We start from the raw sequence: 13,057 nt of genomic DNA, 5'->3' as shown, positions 1-13,057 counted from the left end.
CTAAATTTGTACCATGGAACGTGCGATTGTACATATGGACCTGGATACTTTTTTTGTATCCTGCGAAAGGCTGAACAACTCAAAGCTTCACGGAATCCCTCTGATCATAGGAGGTGGCGACCGTGGAGTAGTGGCCTCATGTTCCTATGAAGCCAGAAAATTCGGGGTGCGTTCAGCGATGCCGATCCGTATGGCACTCAGGCTTTGTCCTGATGCCAGAGTTATCAGAGGGGATCATGAAATGTACTCTAATTTATCACATCTTGTTACAGAAATTATCCAAAGTAAAGTTCCTGTGATGGAAAAAGCCAGTATTGATGAGTTTTATCTCGATTTATCCGGGATGGATAAATTTTTTGGCTGCTATCAATGGACAAAAGAAATAGCCGAGACCATTACCAAAGAGGCAGGTCTTCCGATAAGCTTTGCACTGTCAACCAATAAAACGGTATCAAAAATCGGAACCGGAGAAGCCAAACCTGTAGGAAGGATGGAAATCAAAGAATTGGAAGTTCAGCCGTTTTTGAATCCTCTATCTATCAAAAAAATCCCAATGGTGGGCGATAAGACCTTTCAATTGTTATCAAGAATAGGAATACGGACGATTCATACCTTATCTGAAATGCCGGTACTCGTTCTGCAGCAGATGATTGGAGCCAACGGAAAAGAACTCTGGAAAAAAGCCAATGGGATTGATGAAAATCCTGTTGTCCCATATTCGGAAAGAAAATCAATTTCTACGGAAAGAACTTTCACTTCCGATACGATGGATATTATAGAATTGAAAAGATTACTGACAGGAATGGCCGAGCAATTGGCTTACCAACTGAGAAAAGAAAAATGGCTGACTTCTACGGTTACCGTAAAAATAAGATATGCCAATTTTGATACGGAAACCAAGCAATGCAAAGTAGCCTACACATCCGCCGATCATACATTGTCCAGAGTTGCCCTTGATCTTTTTAACAAAGCCTATACCCGAAGAATGAGACTTCGCCTGATAGGCCTTCGGTTTACAGGGTTGGTACATGGAAATCACCAGATGAACCTTTTTGAGGATACGGAAGAACAGATGAGCCTCTATCAAACTATGGACGCCATCAAAAACAGATTTGGAGCAGGTGCTGTAGGAAGGGCTTCCGGCTTCGATTTTGAAAAATAGAAGTTTATAATCAATACATTATGTTTCTCAACTGCCATTCATATCATAGTCTTCGTTATGGAACTTTATCCATAAAAGTATTAGTAGAACAGGCCCAAGCTTTAGGGATCAAAGAGCTTGTACTTACTGATATCAATACCGTTACAGGAATTTATGAATTTAAAAAACAATGTGAAGACAAAGGGATAAAACCTATTCCCGGCGTTGAAGTAAGAAAGGATGGGAAACTTCTTTATATAGCCATAGCCGGAAAGTTCTCAGGAATTGGGGAGATCAACAAAGTCATTACTGATCATCATTGCAATGGTAAAGAGCTGGATGAAAGGGCTCCTGAATTGAAGGATGTATGGATTGTCTATCCGATGAGCAATATTCCTTCCGGATTGAAAGACAATGAGTATATAGGTGTCAGGACAGATGAATTAAACTTTCTGATACGTCCCGAATATAAAAAACATATTTCTAAAATGGTTGTTCTTCATCCCATTACTTTTAGTACCGGTGAAGAGTATGAATTGCATACAATTCTCCGGGCTATTGATCATAACACCTTGCTCTCCAAGCTTACCAAAAGAGAAGTTTGCCGCAGATCTGAATATTTTGTTTCGGAACAGGATATTGTAAAAGCATTTGAAAGATACCCGCAGATTATTGAAAATACAAAACGTATTCTTGAACAAAGTAACTTTGAATTTGATTTTGAAAAGGTAAAGAACAAACAATATTATACAAAATCGAAAGCGTCCGATGTAAAACTCCTTAGAAGGTTAGCTTATCTGGGGCTAAATAAACGCTATGGAAAGGATCACGACATCGCAAAAGAAAGAGTTGAAAAAGAGCTGCAGGTTATTGATGAACTCAACTTTTGTGCCCATTTTCTGATCACATGGGATATTATCCGCTATAGCAACAGCGTGGGTTTTATGCATGTAGGACGTGGAAGTGGGGCCAATTCTATTGTCAGCTACTGCCTGGGGATTACAGATATCTGTCCTCTGGAACTTGATCTTTATTTTGAGCGGTTTCTGAATCTTAACCGCCAGGTACCACCGGATTTTGATATCGACTGGAGCTGGCAGCACAGAGACACTATATTAGAATATATTTTCAATAGATATGGCAAAGACCATGTTGCTTTTTGCGGAACCAATGTAGAATTTAAATACAAATCAATTTTCAGGGAAGTCGGAAAAGTTTTTGGTTTACCCAAGGAGGAACTGGATGATCTGACCAGCAAATCAGCAGAAAGACATGATCCGAATTCTGTGGTAAAATTAGTCGAGAAATACGGTAAGTTATTGGAAAAATTTCCTAACCAAAGAAGCATGCATGCCTGCGGGATCCTTATTTCGGAAGAACCTATTACCCATTATACCGCATTAGAAATGCCACCTAAAGGGTTTCCGATTGCTCAGTTTGATATGAATGTGGCGGAAGACATCAAAATGGAAAAGCTTGATATTCTGTCTCAACGAGGACTTGGAACCATTAAAGACACCGTAGATCTGATAAAAAAAACAAGAGGGATTGATATTGATATCTGGGACACCAGGATTTCCAAAGATGAACCGAAGGCCAGCGGATATCTGGCGATAGGAAAAACTATAGGCTGCTTTTATATAGAATCTCCTGCAATGAGGGGATTATTAAGAAGACTAAAATGTAATAATTACAGAATCCTGGTGGCAGCTTCCTCAATTATCAGACCTGGAGTTGCCCAAAGCGGAATGATGCGTGAATACATATTCAGGCACAATCATCCTGACCAATTTGAGTATTTTCATCCCATATTTGAAGAACATCTGAAGGAAACGTACGGGATCATGGTATATCAGGAAGATGTCCTGAAAATTGCCCAGTATTTTGGAGGATTGTCTCTGGCCGACGGTGACATTTTACGCAGGGCGATGAGCGGAAAAGGTCGTTCAATTGAAAAACTTCAGGAGGTAAAAGCTAATTTTTTTGAAAAATGTAGAAAAAAGGGACATTCGGAAGCGCTTACCGCTGAGGCCTACAGACAAATCGAGTCATTTGCCGGATATTCTTTCTGTAAGGCCCATTCGGCGTCTTATGCCGTGGAAAGTTATCAAAGCCTTTATCTGAAAGTATATTATCCGTTGGAGTTTATGGTTTCTGTGATCAATAATCAGGGAGGTTTTTATCGTACGGAAGTTTACATCCATGAAGCAAAAATGTCGGGAGGGAATATTCAGGCGCCCTGCATTAATGCCAGCGAATACCAGACAACCCTGCGAGGAACGGATATTTATCTGGGGCTTATGCTTCTGGAAGGCCTCGAAAAAAGGGTAGCCCATGGTATTGTTGAAGACCGTGAACAAAACGGGAAATATAAATCGCTGGAAGATTTTATCCGTCGTATTCCTGTGGGAATTGAAACGATTCAGACACTGATCTTTATTGGTGCATTCCGTTGTACCGGAAAACCTAAAAATGAACTGCTGGTTGAAGCACGGTTGTTGTTGGTAAATTTTAAACCTGAACAAAGAGGGCTGATGCTGATTGAGGAACCTGTAAAGGAATTCGAACTTCCTCAATTGAAACGAGAGCCATTTGAAGATGCTTTTGATGAAATCGAACTGATTGGTTTTCCGGTTTCATGCAGTCCTTTTGATTTACTGCAAACGAAATACAGAGGTTCTGTTTTTGTAAAAGACTTGTTGCAGTATCATAAAAAACAGGTGAAGATGCTGGCTTATCTCATTGCAAGAAAGCATGTTCCCACCAAAAAAGGAACCATGTATTTCGGAACCTGGATTGATGCGAATGGTGATTATTTTGATACGGCACATTTTCCGGATAGTCTGAAAAATTATGATTTTCAGGGAGGTGGCTGCTATTTATTACTGGGAACGGTAGAGGTCGATTTCCATTTTCCAACAATAACGATTCATAAGATGGCAAAAATGCCGATGATTCCTGATCCGCGCTATGCGTATGATAAAGAAAAACAATTTGATATTCACCGGCAGATTAAAGAGGATGTAAGCATGACTTTCAGAAAACCTTATCCGCAGGAGCATGAGATAGGGTTGCCAAGAAGTAGAACACTGTAAAACAACCGGAGATCATCTCAACGAAACAGGTAAAAGGTAGAAGTATTATTCCCTTTTATCAATTATTGGCAATGACAACTTTCCTTTTTCTCTTGAAAATTTTTCTACATGGGTTTTCAATTAATTCATAGGAGAGTATAGAACAAATAATCAATAATATCACATAGTAATAGAATGAATGGGATTCTATAAAGGCATATTTTTCTGAAAACTGGCTGAACAAAATATGTAAAGGGTACTGGATAATATAAAGTGAATAACTGATAGAGCCCAGGTATACCAGTATTTTATGGTTAAAAATTTTAGTGATCAGGCCGGTATTAGCACAAATCAAAATAATTAACGGAACAAAAACAATGGCAAGCAGACCGTTATGAAATTCCAAGGGAACAAATTTAATGGTCAGCACACATAAAGCAACTGTTACTACAACTGCCACATCATAATTCCCCGGCTTCATTTTTCTGATAAAATATATACCCGCAAGATTTCCTAGCAGAAATTCATTAATATGCATAATAGGATTGTAGTAAATAAACTCTCTTAATTTGAGGTTATTACTAATATCAAAATCCCCGAATCTCACAATATAATTTGTTAAAACCTGTGTTATAAGCCATATCAGAAGAATTATTATAAAATAGATTTTACTGTTTATCCCTGATTTATAAAGTTTCAAAAGAAGCGGAAAGCACAAAAAGAAAAACATTTCAACTGAAATAGACCAACCCGGAAGATTATAAGACAAAACCCTTCCAGGTACCCATGCCTGAAGAGTTAAAACATTTAATACTATCGTTTTCAGATTAATATATGGGTCAATTACTACAATAAAAAAAAAATATAAATGCAAATAAATAGGTAGGGTAGACTCTTGCCAAACGATTCTGATAATATTCTAATGTGCTGACTTCTTTTTTATTAAAATAAGCGATAATCATAATAAATCCTGATAACAGATAAAAATAACTCACTCCCAGATTGGCTGACTGCGAAAGAAAAGAAATACTTTCATTTTGATGAAAAAAACTTTTTTGTCCAAAATGAAATATTACAATAGATATTGCTGCCAAAAATCTTGTAAACGTTATTTGTTCCATTAAATGATTGAGATTTGTTTATTTCTTACAAAGAAACTTAAAAAATAAATGATGACAATTCTAATCAAGGATTTATTCATATCCGACCCCAAAAAGATAAGGTATAGATGTGTAAATTATTTTTATTACGACACGTTCTGACGCTGTGCATCTATATCTTTGTATAAGAGATAAGATCAATAATTACAGGAAGTTATTATCCTGAACTGAATTTTAGCTTTACATATACTTCAGTTTAAACTAAAATTAATTTCTTAGTTTTTTAAAATAACACTTATTTTTGGGAAATTTTTTAAATTATGTATAAAAAACAACTAGTAACCATTTTTCTTTTTATTTTTTCAGTTCTTATGCACAGACTGAATTTATTACTTTGTGGAAACCGAATATAAACGGTACAGTCACCAATGCAATATCATTTGGCGGTACCGGAACCAGTTACACAATTCAATGGGAAGAAATAGGATATCCCCAACATAGTGGAGTCCTTAATTCTGTCACATCCAATAGCAACAGTCCTATTACCATTTCTTTTGGTCCATCTTTAAATACCAGTCCTCTTCAGGCCACCTACAGGCTGAAGGTGTCAAACGGGAGCGGATTGTTTTACGGATTCAGAGCGGGTACAACCACAATCGGTACTTTTCCCAATTTGCAACTTGTCGAAGTCAGTCAATGGGGTGATACTATTTGGCTTCAGCAATTTAACGGGGGATTTGCGAGCTGTCCAAACCTTAATGTAACGGCTACGGATACTCCTAACCTGACACAAATAAACAATGTGTCGCAAATGTTCTTTAATTGCCCGTCTTTAATTGGGAATAATTCGTTTTCTAATTGGAATACCAGCACCATTACCAATATGAGTGGGATGTTTGACGGAGCCACTTTGTTTAATCAAAATGTTGGAACCTGGAATACTGCGAACGTAACGAATTTCAGCAGCGTATTTTCTCGTACATCTGCTTTTAATCAAAATATTTCCAGCTGGAACACTGCTTCGGGAACCAATTTCTCCGCTATGTTTGCGGGTGCTGCAGCTTTCAACCAGCCGTTAAATTCGTGGAATACATCAAATGCTACTAATTTCCGTTATGTGTTTTCTAATGCCACATCCTTTAATCAACCTCTTAATAATTGGGATACAAGTAAAGTAACTGATTTTGAGCATATGTTTGAAGGTGCTTCATCCTTTAACCAGCCGATTGGAAATTGGGATGTAAGTAAAGTTAATTATGGCCCCGGCTTTAATATGTTTAATGGTGCTGTACATTTTGATCAGGACATTTCTACCTGGAATATCCAGCTCCAAAACTTTAATGGAAGTTCAATATTTTTCGGATTTAAAAATTCCGGTTTGTCATGCACAAATTATAATAACTTTTTAATTGCTCTCAACAACAATCCTACATGGGCGAGCTCAACACTTACAGCGGGAAATATAGATGCAACAGGACTTATCTATTCTACACCGCAAGCCATCATGGCGAGGGCCCAATTAGTTAACAAAGGTTTTAATATTACCGGAGACAACTATTCTACATGCGTTTTATCAACAATAGAGGCTTCAAAACAATTAAAAAACCAAGCGTATCCGAATCCAACAACAGGAATGATAAATGTTGAGGCTACTGTCAACGAAAATGCTTATTTATATGATACCACGGGTAAAATCATTAAAAATATAACCCTAAGTAAAGGAAACAACCGTATCGATCTTACAGAATATCCAGCAGGGAATTATCTGTTAAAAGGGAACAGTACTTCCACTAAAATACTTAAGAAGTAGAGTATTGTAAAATTCATGATAGGTTTTCCGAATGATTACCTAATTTAAAGTAAGCTCCAAAGTTCAGACTTTGGAGCTTATTTATTATGATAAATCAAAGATTGCTGTGCCCGGAAACCGTATTCTGACCGTCACCACGTATATTTTTAGATCAAAGGCATAAAAATTCAACGCTATTTTTATACATTTAATCAAATAAAAAATATAAAATAATAATAAGGATGTTTATGAAAACTCAAAAGCAAATTACAGTTTATAACGAAAAAGAGAGTTTCAAAACTGATACTATTGAAAATTTTTATATTTCCTATTATCACGATGAAAGGAAAAATCTAAATCGTATAGACAGTCATCAGCATACTTATTATGAAATTATCTGGATAGAAAAGGGAAGGGGTGTACATACCATAGATTTTAAAAACTATGAATTTTCAGGGCCTTGTCTTTTCCTGCTGCATCCTAAGAATGTGCATAGAATTCACAAAAAAACACCTACCAGCGGAGGGGTTATTAAGTTTAACGATAACTTTTTTGTCAATGACAGTTCTCCTTCAAAATTTCTGTTGAAATACAGTGTTTTTGATGATATAGACGTATTGCCGGTCATCAGCCTGAGTGAGGAAGAAAAAACAGAGGTTACCGATTTTTTTGCGCTGATGTGCAGACAGGCTGAGAGCAGAGATGCTTTTTCGCCACCTATTATCATGAATTTGCTCAAATCCTTTTTGATTAAAGTGTATCAGATTAAAAAGAAAAGCTGTCATATCGGAGATATTTCAGATCATCGTTTCCTGAGGTTTAAACAATTTCAGGAACTTCTGGAAAACCATTTTACCCGGCATCACCAGGTAAGTTTCTACGCTGGAAAATTAAATATAAGCAGCAAAACACTTTCGAACGTCTGCAAATTAATCAGTCATAAAACAGCTCAGGATTTAATAAAAGAAAGAATTCTTCTGGAAGCCAAAAGAATGTTACTATATACCGATATGTCTGTAAAGGAAGTGGCTTATTATTTAGGTTTTGAAGATCATGCCTATTTTACTAGGTTTTTTACTTCTAACGTACTTCAGAATCCTTCAGATTTTAAGAAGGAAAATACATGATTTCCGAAAAGTCCAATACTCAGGAAGTTTTATCCATTTCATACACCGGGAATTCTGCTCAATTTTACAGGACAATAATACCGTAATTATCATGGACAGAATAACATTTTTAAAAAGCTCAGCTTTAGCCATAGCAGCAGTTCCGTTATTATCGTTTATGAAAAAAAACGGTCAAATTCCAACTTCAATGAAAAAATTATGTACAGCATGCGGAACCCAGTTTCCGGAACATTACAAGGAAAAATTATGTGCAATCTGTAATGAAGAAAGACAATATATTCCTTCTGCAGGACAGACCTGGACAACCCACGATCAGATCCTTACGACTCATACTACCGATATTGTAAAACTCAATGATCATCTTTATGAGATTGTCATTACGCCCAGATTTGCCATAGGGCAGAGGGCTTTTCTGGTGCTTTCTGAAAGCGGAAATATTCTTTGGGACTGCATTCCTTTACTGGATCAGAAGGTGATTGATTTTATTAATGAAATAGGAGGTCTACAGGCTATAGCCATTTCACATCCTCATTATTACAGCAATATGAATGACTGGGCAGAACAGTTCAAATGTCCTATCTACATTCATAAAAAGGATGAGCAGTACATCAGTGATAAAGGAAATAGAATTAAGCTTTGGGAAGAAGATGAAATGCCTCTGTGGGATGATATTAAAATTATAAATATCGGCGGCCATTTTGCAGGCAGCAGTATTTTACTCCATCAGAATATGTCTGAAAAAGGGACCATGCTGTGTGGTGACACCATGTATCTTTCTCCTAACTTACAACACTTTGCGATCATGTACAGTTATCCTAACAGAATGCCGTTGCCTGTATCGGAAATTAAAAGGATAAAAAAGCGGCTTGAAGTGCTGGAATTTGATGCTGTTTATGGTTTCTACAGTTACCAGAATCTGACAAAAAATGTAAAACAAATCCTGAACAATTCCATAGAAAAGTATCTAAATTAAAAAGCAGCAATTCCCGTCTTCAGATTGTGTTTTGAAGACGGGAATTATGATTTACATTGTATTTTAATTTGTGAGTTTCAGTATATTTTCCAGTGCAAAAACATCCGGAGCAATATAAGTAGGGTTGGAGTTAAGCAGTTCTTCCTCAGAATGAGCTCCCCATAAAACGGCACAGGTTTTTACGCCGGCACTCGTACCCATCATAATATCTACAGTAGCATCACCGATATAAATTGCTTTTGCCAAATCGCTGTTATTTATTAGCTTAAGAGCTAAATGCAGGCCTTCGGGAGCAGGTTTATGAAGCTGTACAAGATCTGATCCTATAAATACATCAATAAAGTGATCAATTTTCAATTGCTTACAGTTCTTTTTCAGTACCTCTGTTTTTTTGCTGCTTACAATTGCAACATTCTTTTGGTCTTTTTTAATGGTGTCCAGCATTTCATAAATCCCTGGAAATAAAACGATACTGCTCTCTGAATTCGATTTGTAGATTTCTCTAAAAGACGATAAGAGCTCATTAAATTGCTGGTCATTCAGAATATCAGCCCCCAATGTTTTAAAGGAGGTCTCGATTGGGATTCCCATTAAATCTGTAATATCTTTATCCTTAGGTACCGGCAATCCATGTGACTTAAAAGCTTCAGTGGTCGCTATGACGCCGCATTGTGCAGAATCTGCTAAGGTTCCGTCAAAATCAAATACAATAGTTTGTAATGAATCTGGTGTTTTCTCCATAATTTTATTTTTTGTGCTTTTTCGTTTGTTATCTTGATACGTATAAATGTAAGGAAAAATATTATTTCTTAAAATTAGGAAGACAATTAAAAATAATTATAAGCGCAAAAATTTACAGGAATAGGAAACTTACAGCAGACAGTATAATTGGCATCAAGGAATACATAAAACATATTCAATTTAACATAATATAAATTATAGGAAAAAATAATGTTGGCCAGGAGAGAAGACTAATCGCTGAGAATCCGTTATTCTCCAAATTTTCCTGCCAGATATCCTCTGACAACTTCCCGGAACTCTTCCTTCGTCATAAACCTGTCGAGAAACGATTCCAGGTTTCCTTTATTTTCGATTTCATCGAAATATATTTCATGATCTGTGCTGTACACCGTTGGATTCGATTGATCAGGATCTGTAGTGCATACAAAGAAATGATCCGGATAACCATAAGAAAACAATACACAGATAAATTCCATTTCTGGGCCCTGTACGGTTTTTCTTACGTGATCTTCGTCTACAAGGCCGTCTAATTCATTATAGTCTTCCGTATTTTCTTTAAACGGTGTAAATATCCAGTTCCGGAAAAAATATTGACCGTATGCCCGTTCATGCTCTGAAAAATAATGTTCCAGTAAATCTGTGTAAAATTTTTCAGAATTATTTTTGTACAGATCTTTATGCTCCTCGTAAAATGCATCAATTCCGTAGACATCCCAGTCTTTATCGTATAAATAATGATTAAATCGTATTGCCTGCCAGTTTTCTACAAAATTTTTGTCATGACTAACAGCCTCTGTATTTCCGCCTAACCGGTTGATTTTATGTAAGATAATTTCGTTCATTATAATTTTTGTGTAGGCTTATTCTCAAATTTGATTAATATATTATGTTAAATTACCCGGCAATAAATCGCTTTGGAAATTCTTTCCCGTCCGTTTCAATACTGATTAATTCATCTGATTCTTTATTGTATCGAATTGTATAATAAGCATTTAGAGCGTTTAAAAACTCCTCAAGACTGCCCGCAATCACATTTCTGTCGGAATCCCGGTTCCAAAACTCAAGAATTTGTCCCTGATTTCCTATGAAAATTCCTTTCTGATCATAGCAGATATAACTTCCACCTCCATTGTGAAAAATTGGAATCCATTCTTCATTCCACCAGTTTTCAATTTCGAAATCACTGCCTATCATAGAAGTAAGCTCTTCTGCAATATCCAGTGCCTCTTCTAAAGGAATAAACAAAGAATTGTTCAGAAAAGACTCATAGCAGCTACTCTCCTGCCCGTTTTTCCATTGATAAAAAGCTTTCAGATCATCAGGAATCCGTGTATTATACCGGGTTTCAAGTCTTTGAATGTCTTTATCCTGTAAAGGACTAAGTAAATTTCTGTAAAAATCCGGTCTCAGTTTTTGAAGATGAGAATCCAATGTTTGAAGAGTTTCTTCCATAGTATCATACACCGTTAAAAATACAAAATCTTGCCACATGACAAGCTTTATCGTAATGAAAGATACTAATTTTATCTCACCAAAAATAAAATATTATGAAACCAAAAATGATCTGGGCCAATCTGGCAGTAGCCGATCTGGACCGAACACAGAAATTTTATACCGAACTCGGATTCAAGCCCAACGGGGCTCATATTTCGAAAGAATTGGTAAGCTTCTTTGTAGCAGGAAATGAATTTATCATCCATTTTTTTCTGAAAAGCGTTATTGAAAACAATCTCAAGATGTTACACTTTAACAATCCTCAGGATACCAATGAAATTATATTCACCCTTTCCGCTGAGTCTGAAGATCAGGCAGATCAGTGGGCCGAAGAAGTCAGAAATGCCGGTGGAAAGATTATTTCAGAACCTGAAAGTTTTGGAGACCATTATTACGGATTCGTTTTTGCCGACCCAGATGGCCATAAATTCAATGTATTTCATATGTAAGAACCGATGGCTTCTGAAATTTTATGCTGTACAACAATTTGCCCGTATATCGCCTCTGTTTTCAGGCAGATAGCATAGTATCTGGATGGAAAAACACGGCTTATTTGGGCTTTTTGTCATTGCTGTATGTTTCAGCTTCTGATTGCACTGTGCAAGTAAAATTATTAGCAAAAATGTTTAAATACTATCCTAAGAAATAAAACCGGACGCCTGAGCTCGCTCAGGCGTCCGGTTTTATGATGATTGGAATAAGTCTATACTACTTATTTATTCCCAGCATATTGTATAATTGTACCTGTCCTGTACCCACAATTTCTTTAAGCATAACAAATGTAAAGGCCGCATTATAGCTGTTAGGAAATAAGGTTATTTCTGTATCTATAAAATCTGATGCCTGTGGAACAGGTTTTATTCCAAATGTCTGAAACAAAGCAACAGATCTTTTCATATGAAAACCTGAAGTCACCAGGTATACCACGGAGGGCGATTTCTTTGCCAGGATCTCACTGGAATATTTGGCATTTTGATACGTATTCATACTTTTATCTTCCTTTATGATGTCGGAATCCGGTACTCCCATCTTTTTAAAATTTTCGCTGAACAATTCTGCTTCACTGGTATGCCCTCTTCCCTTTCCGGAAATTAATAGCGTACAAGGCTGATTATTTTTCTTGTATTCATGATACAATTGATAGGCTGTGACGAGCCTGGAATAAGACATCGTATGCAGCTTTTCTGTATGGTCAAAATCTACAATCCCACCGCCCAGAACTACAATAACAGGATTCTGAGTGGCTGTGGTTTTTATTTCAGCGTTATGAATGTAATCCTTTTGCAGATATCCCGAGGTTAGTTTCCCCAGAAAACCATTCCCTATAAAAATGGTGATTAAAACCACTGATATACCGATTCCCAGTCTCAGATTTTTACGTTGAGTTTTTTTTCTCAGCAGATAGATGGTAACGGCTGCAAGAAATAACAAAAAATAAGGTTCAGCAAAAAGCTGTAAAGCACGGAATAAAAAGTCCAGTAAAAATTTCATCTGTAATACTATTGATTAATGTCCATAAACATTGGATTTTCAAAGATAGGAAATTTCGCCCTGACGGCTTTTTTCAATCGATTCAGGTAATCTTTTAAGAGAGATTATTTTTAATCTTATAGACAGA

12 protein-coding genes are annotated in these 13,057 nt (G+C 36.5%); 6 read left to right on the top strand and 6 right to left on the bottom strand.

The genetic code is table 11. The features are described 5' to 3' along the window. Positions 1-13 precede the first annotated feature (13 nt). Both dinB and H3Z85_19320 read left to right on the top strand, forming a co-directional pair. On the top strand, positions 14-1,162 hold the full coding sequence (gene dinB / locus H3Z85_19325; protein ID QPQ51414.1) for a DNA polymerase IV: 1,149 nt from the start codon (positions 14-16) through the stop codon (positions 1,160-1,162). Positions 1,163-1,182: 20 nt separating this feature from the next. Then, positions 1,183-4,236, top strand: coding sequence for a DNA polymerase III subunit alpha (locus H3Z85_19320; GenBank protein ID QPQ51413.1), 3,054 nt, complete (start codon positions 1,183-1,185; stop codon positions 4,234-4,236). A gap of 58 nt (positions 4,237-4,294) precedes the next feature. Here H3Z85_19320 and H3Z85_19315 read toward each other — a convergent pair whose 3' ends face one another. Both H3Z85_19315 and H3Z85_19310 read right to left on the bottom strand, forming a co-directional pair. Next, positions 4,295-5,089: an acyltransferase gene (locus tag H3Z85_19315; GenBank protein ID QPQ51412.1), complete on the bottom strand. Its 795-nt coding sequence runs from the start codon at positions 5,087-5,089 to the stop codon at positions 4,295-4,297. After that, on the bottom strand, positions 5,055-5,336 hold the full coding sequence (locus H3Z85_19310; protein ID QPQ51411.1) for an acyltransferase family protein: 282 nt from the start codon (positions 5,334-5,336) through the stop codon (positions 5,055-5,057). The genes H3Z85_19315 and H3Z85_19310 overlap by 35 nt, the downstream gene beginning before the upstream one ends. 373 nt (positions 5,337-5,709) lie before the next feature. On the opposite strand from H3Z85_19310, the gene H3Z85_19305 reads away from it, so the two are divergent. The 3 genes from H3Z85_19305 (at position 5,710) to H3Z85_19295 (ending at position 9,204) form a co-directional block, all read left to right on the top strand. Beyond that, positions 5,710-7,125 (top strand): BspA family leucine-rich repeat surface protein, encoded by a 1,416-nt coding sequence (locus H3Z85_19305; GenBank protein QPQ51410.1) that lies wholly within the window; start codon positions 5,710-5,712, stop codon positions 7,123-7,125. Between the two features lie 227 nt (positions 7,126-7,352). After that, on the top strand, positions 7,353-8,231 hold the full coding sequence (locus H3Z85_19300) for a helix-turn-helix domain-containing protein (GenBank protein ID QPQ51409.1): 879 nt from the start codon (positions 7,353-7,355) through the stop codon (positions 8,229-8,231). A 187-nt stretch (positions 8,232-8,418) separates the two neighbouring features. Further along, the gene (locus H3Z85_19295; protein ID QPQ51408.1) at positions 8,419-9,204 is read left to right on the top strand and encodes an MBL fold metallo-hydrolase; all 786 of its coding nucleotides are present in this window, start codon (positions 8,419-8,421) and stop codon (positions 9,202-9,204) included. 63 nt (positions 9,205-9,267) lie between these two features. On the opposite strand, the gene H3Z85_19290 is transcribed toward H3Z85_19295, so the two are convergent. The 3 genes from H3Z85_19290 to H3Z85_19280 all read right to left on the bottom strand — a co-directional run bounded on the left by H3Z85_19290 (position 9,268) and on the right by H3Z85_19280 (position 11,397). After that, positions 9,268-9,945, bottom strand: coding sequence for an HAD-IA family hydrolase (locus H3Z85_19290; protein QPQ51407.1), 678 nt, complete (start codon positions 9,943-9,945; stop codon positions 9,268-9,270). Between the two features lie 248 nt (positions 9,946-10,193). Next, positions 10,194-10,787: a hypothetical protein gene (locus H3Z85_19285; GenBank protein QPQ51406.1), complete on the bottom strand. Its 594-nt coding sequence runs from the start codon at positions 10,785-10,787 to the stop codon at positions 10,194-10,196. A 52-nt stretch (positions 10,788-10,839) separates the two neighbouring features. Next, on the bottom strand, positions 10,840-11,397 hold the full coding sequence (locus H3Z85_19280) for an SMI1/KNR4 family protein (protein QPQ53954.1): 558 nt from the start codon (positions 11,395-11,397) through the stop codon (positions 10,840-10,842). A 95-nt stretch (positions 11,398-11,492) separates the two neighbouring features. On the opposite strand from H3Z85_19280, the gene H3Z85_19275 reads away from it, so the two are divergent. Continuing rightward, entirely contained in the window at positions 11,493-11,888 is a 396-nt protein-coding gene (locus H3Z85_19275; protein QPQ51405.1) for a VOC family protein, read from the top strand. Between the two features lie 259 nt (positions 11,889-12,147). Here the strand turns inward: H3Z85_19275 and H3Z85_19270 are convergent, their stop codons facing one another. Continuing rightward, positions 12,148-12,930 carry a YdcF family protein gene (locus tag H3Z85_19270; GenBank protein QPQ51404.1) on the bottom strand — a complete coding sequence of 261 codons (783 nt, stop codon included), beginning with the start codon at positions 12,928-12,930 and terminating at the stop codon, positions 12,148-12,150. Positions 12,931-13,057: the final 127 nt, after the last annotated feature.

Origin of the sequence: Chryseobacterium indologenes (assembly GCA_016025055.1) — a bacterium.
Lineage (GTDB): Bacteria > Bacteroidota > Bacteroidia > Flavobacteriales > Weeksellaceae > Chryseobacterium > Chryseobacterium indologenes.
Note: the sequence above shows the minus strand (reverse complement) of the source record. Positions and strands in the feature narration are given on the sequence as shown.

Coding starts and splice junctions, on each gene's coding strand:
- dinB (QPQ51414.1), top strand. CDS start 14: ATGGAACGTGCGATTGTACATATGGACCTGGATACTTTTTTTGTATCC.
- H3Z85_19320 (QPQ51413.1), top strand. CDS start 1,183: ATGTTTCTCAACTGCCATTCATATCATAGTCTTCGTTATGGAACTTTA.
- H3Z85_19310 (QPQ51411.1), bottom strand. CDS start 5,336: ATGGAACAAATAACGTTTACAAGATTTTTGGCAGCAATATCTATTGTA.
- H3Z85_19300 (QPQ51409.1), top strand. CDS start 7,353: ATGAAAACTCAAAAGCAAATTACAGTTTATAACGAAAAAGAGAGTTTC.
- H3Z85_19295 (QPQ51408.1), top strand. CDS start 8,419: ATGAAAAAATTATGTACAGCATGCGGAACCCAGTTTCCGGAACATTAC.
- H3Z85_19290 (QPQ51407.1), bottom strand. CDS start 9,945: ATGGAGAAAACACCAGATTCATTACAAACTATTGTATTTGATTTTGAC.
- H3Z85_19285 (QPQ51406.1), bottom strand. CDS start 10,787: ATGAACGAAATTATCTTACATAAAATCAACCGGTTAGGCGGAAATACA.
- H3Z85_19280 (QPQ53954.1), bottom strand. CDS start 11,397: ATGGAAGAAACTCTTCAAACATTGGATTCTCATCTTCAAAAACTGAGA.
- H3Z85_19275 (QPQ51405.1), top strand. CDS start 11,493: ATGAAACCAAAAATGATCTGGGCCAATCTGGCAGTAGCCGATCTGGAC.
- H3Z85_19270 (QPQ51404.1), bottom strand. CDS start 12,930: ATGAAATTTTTACTGGACTTTTTATTCCGTGCTTTACAGCTTTTTGCT.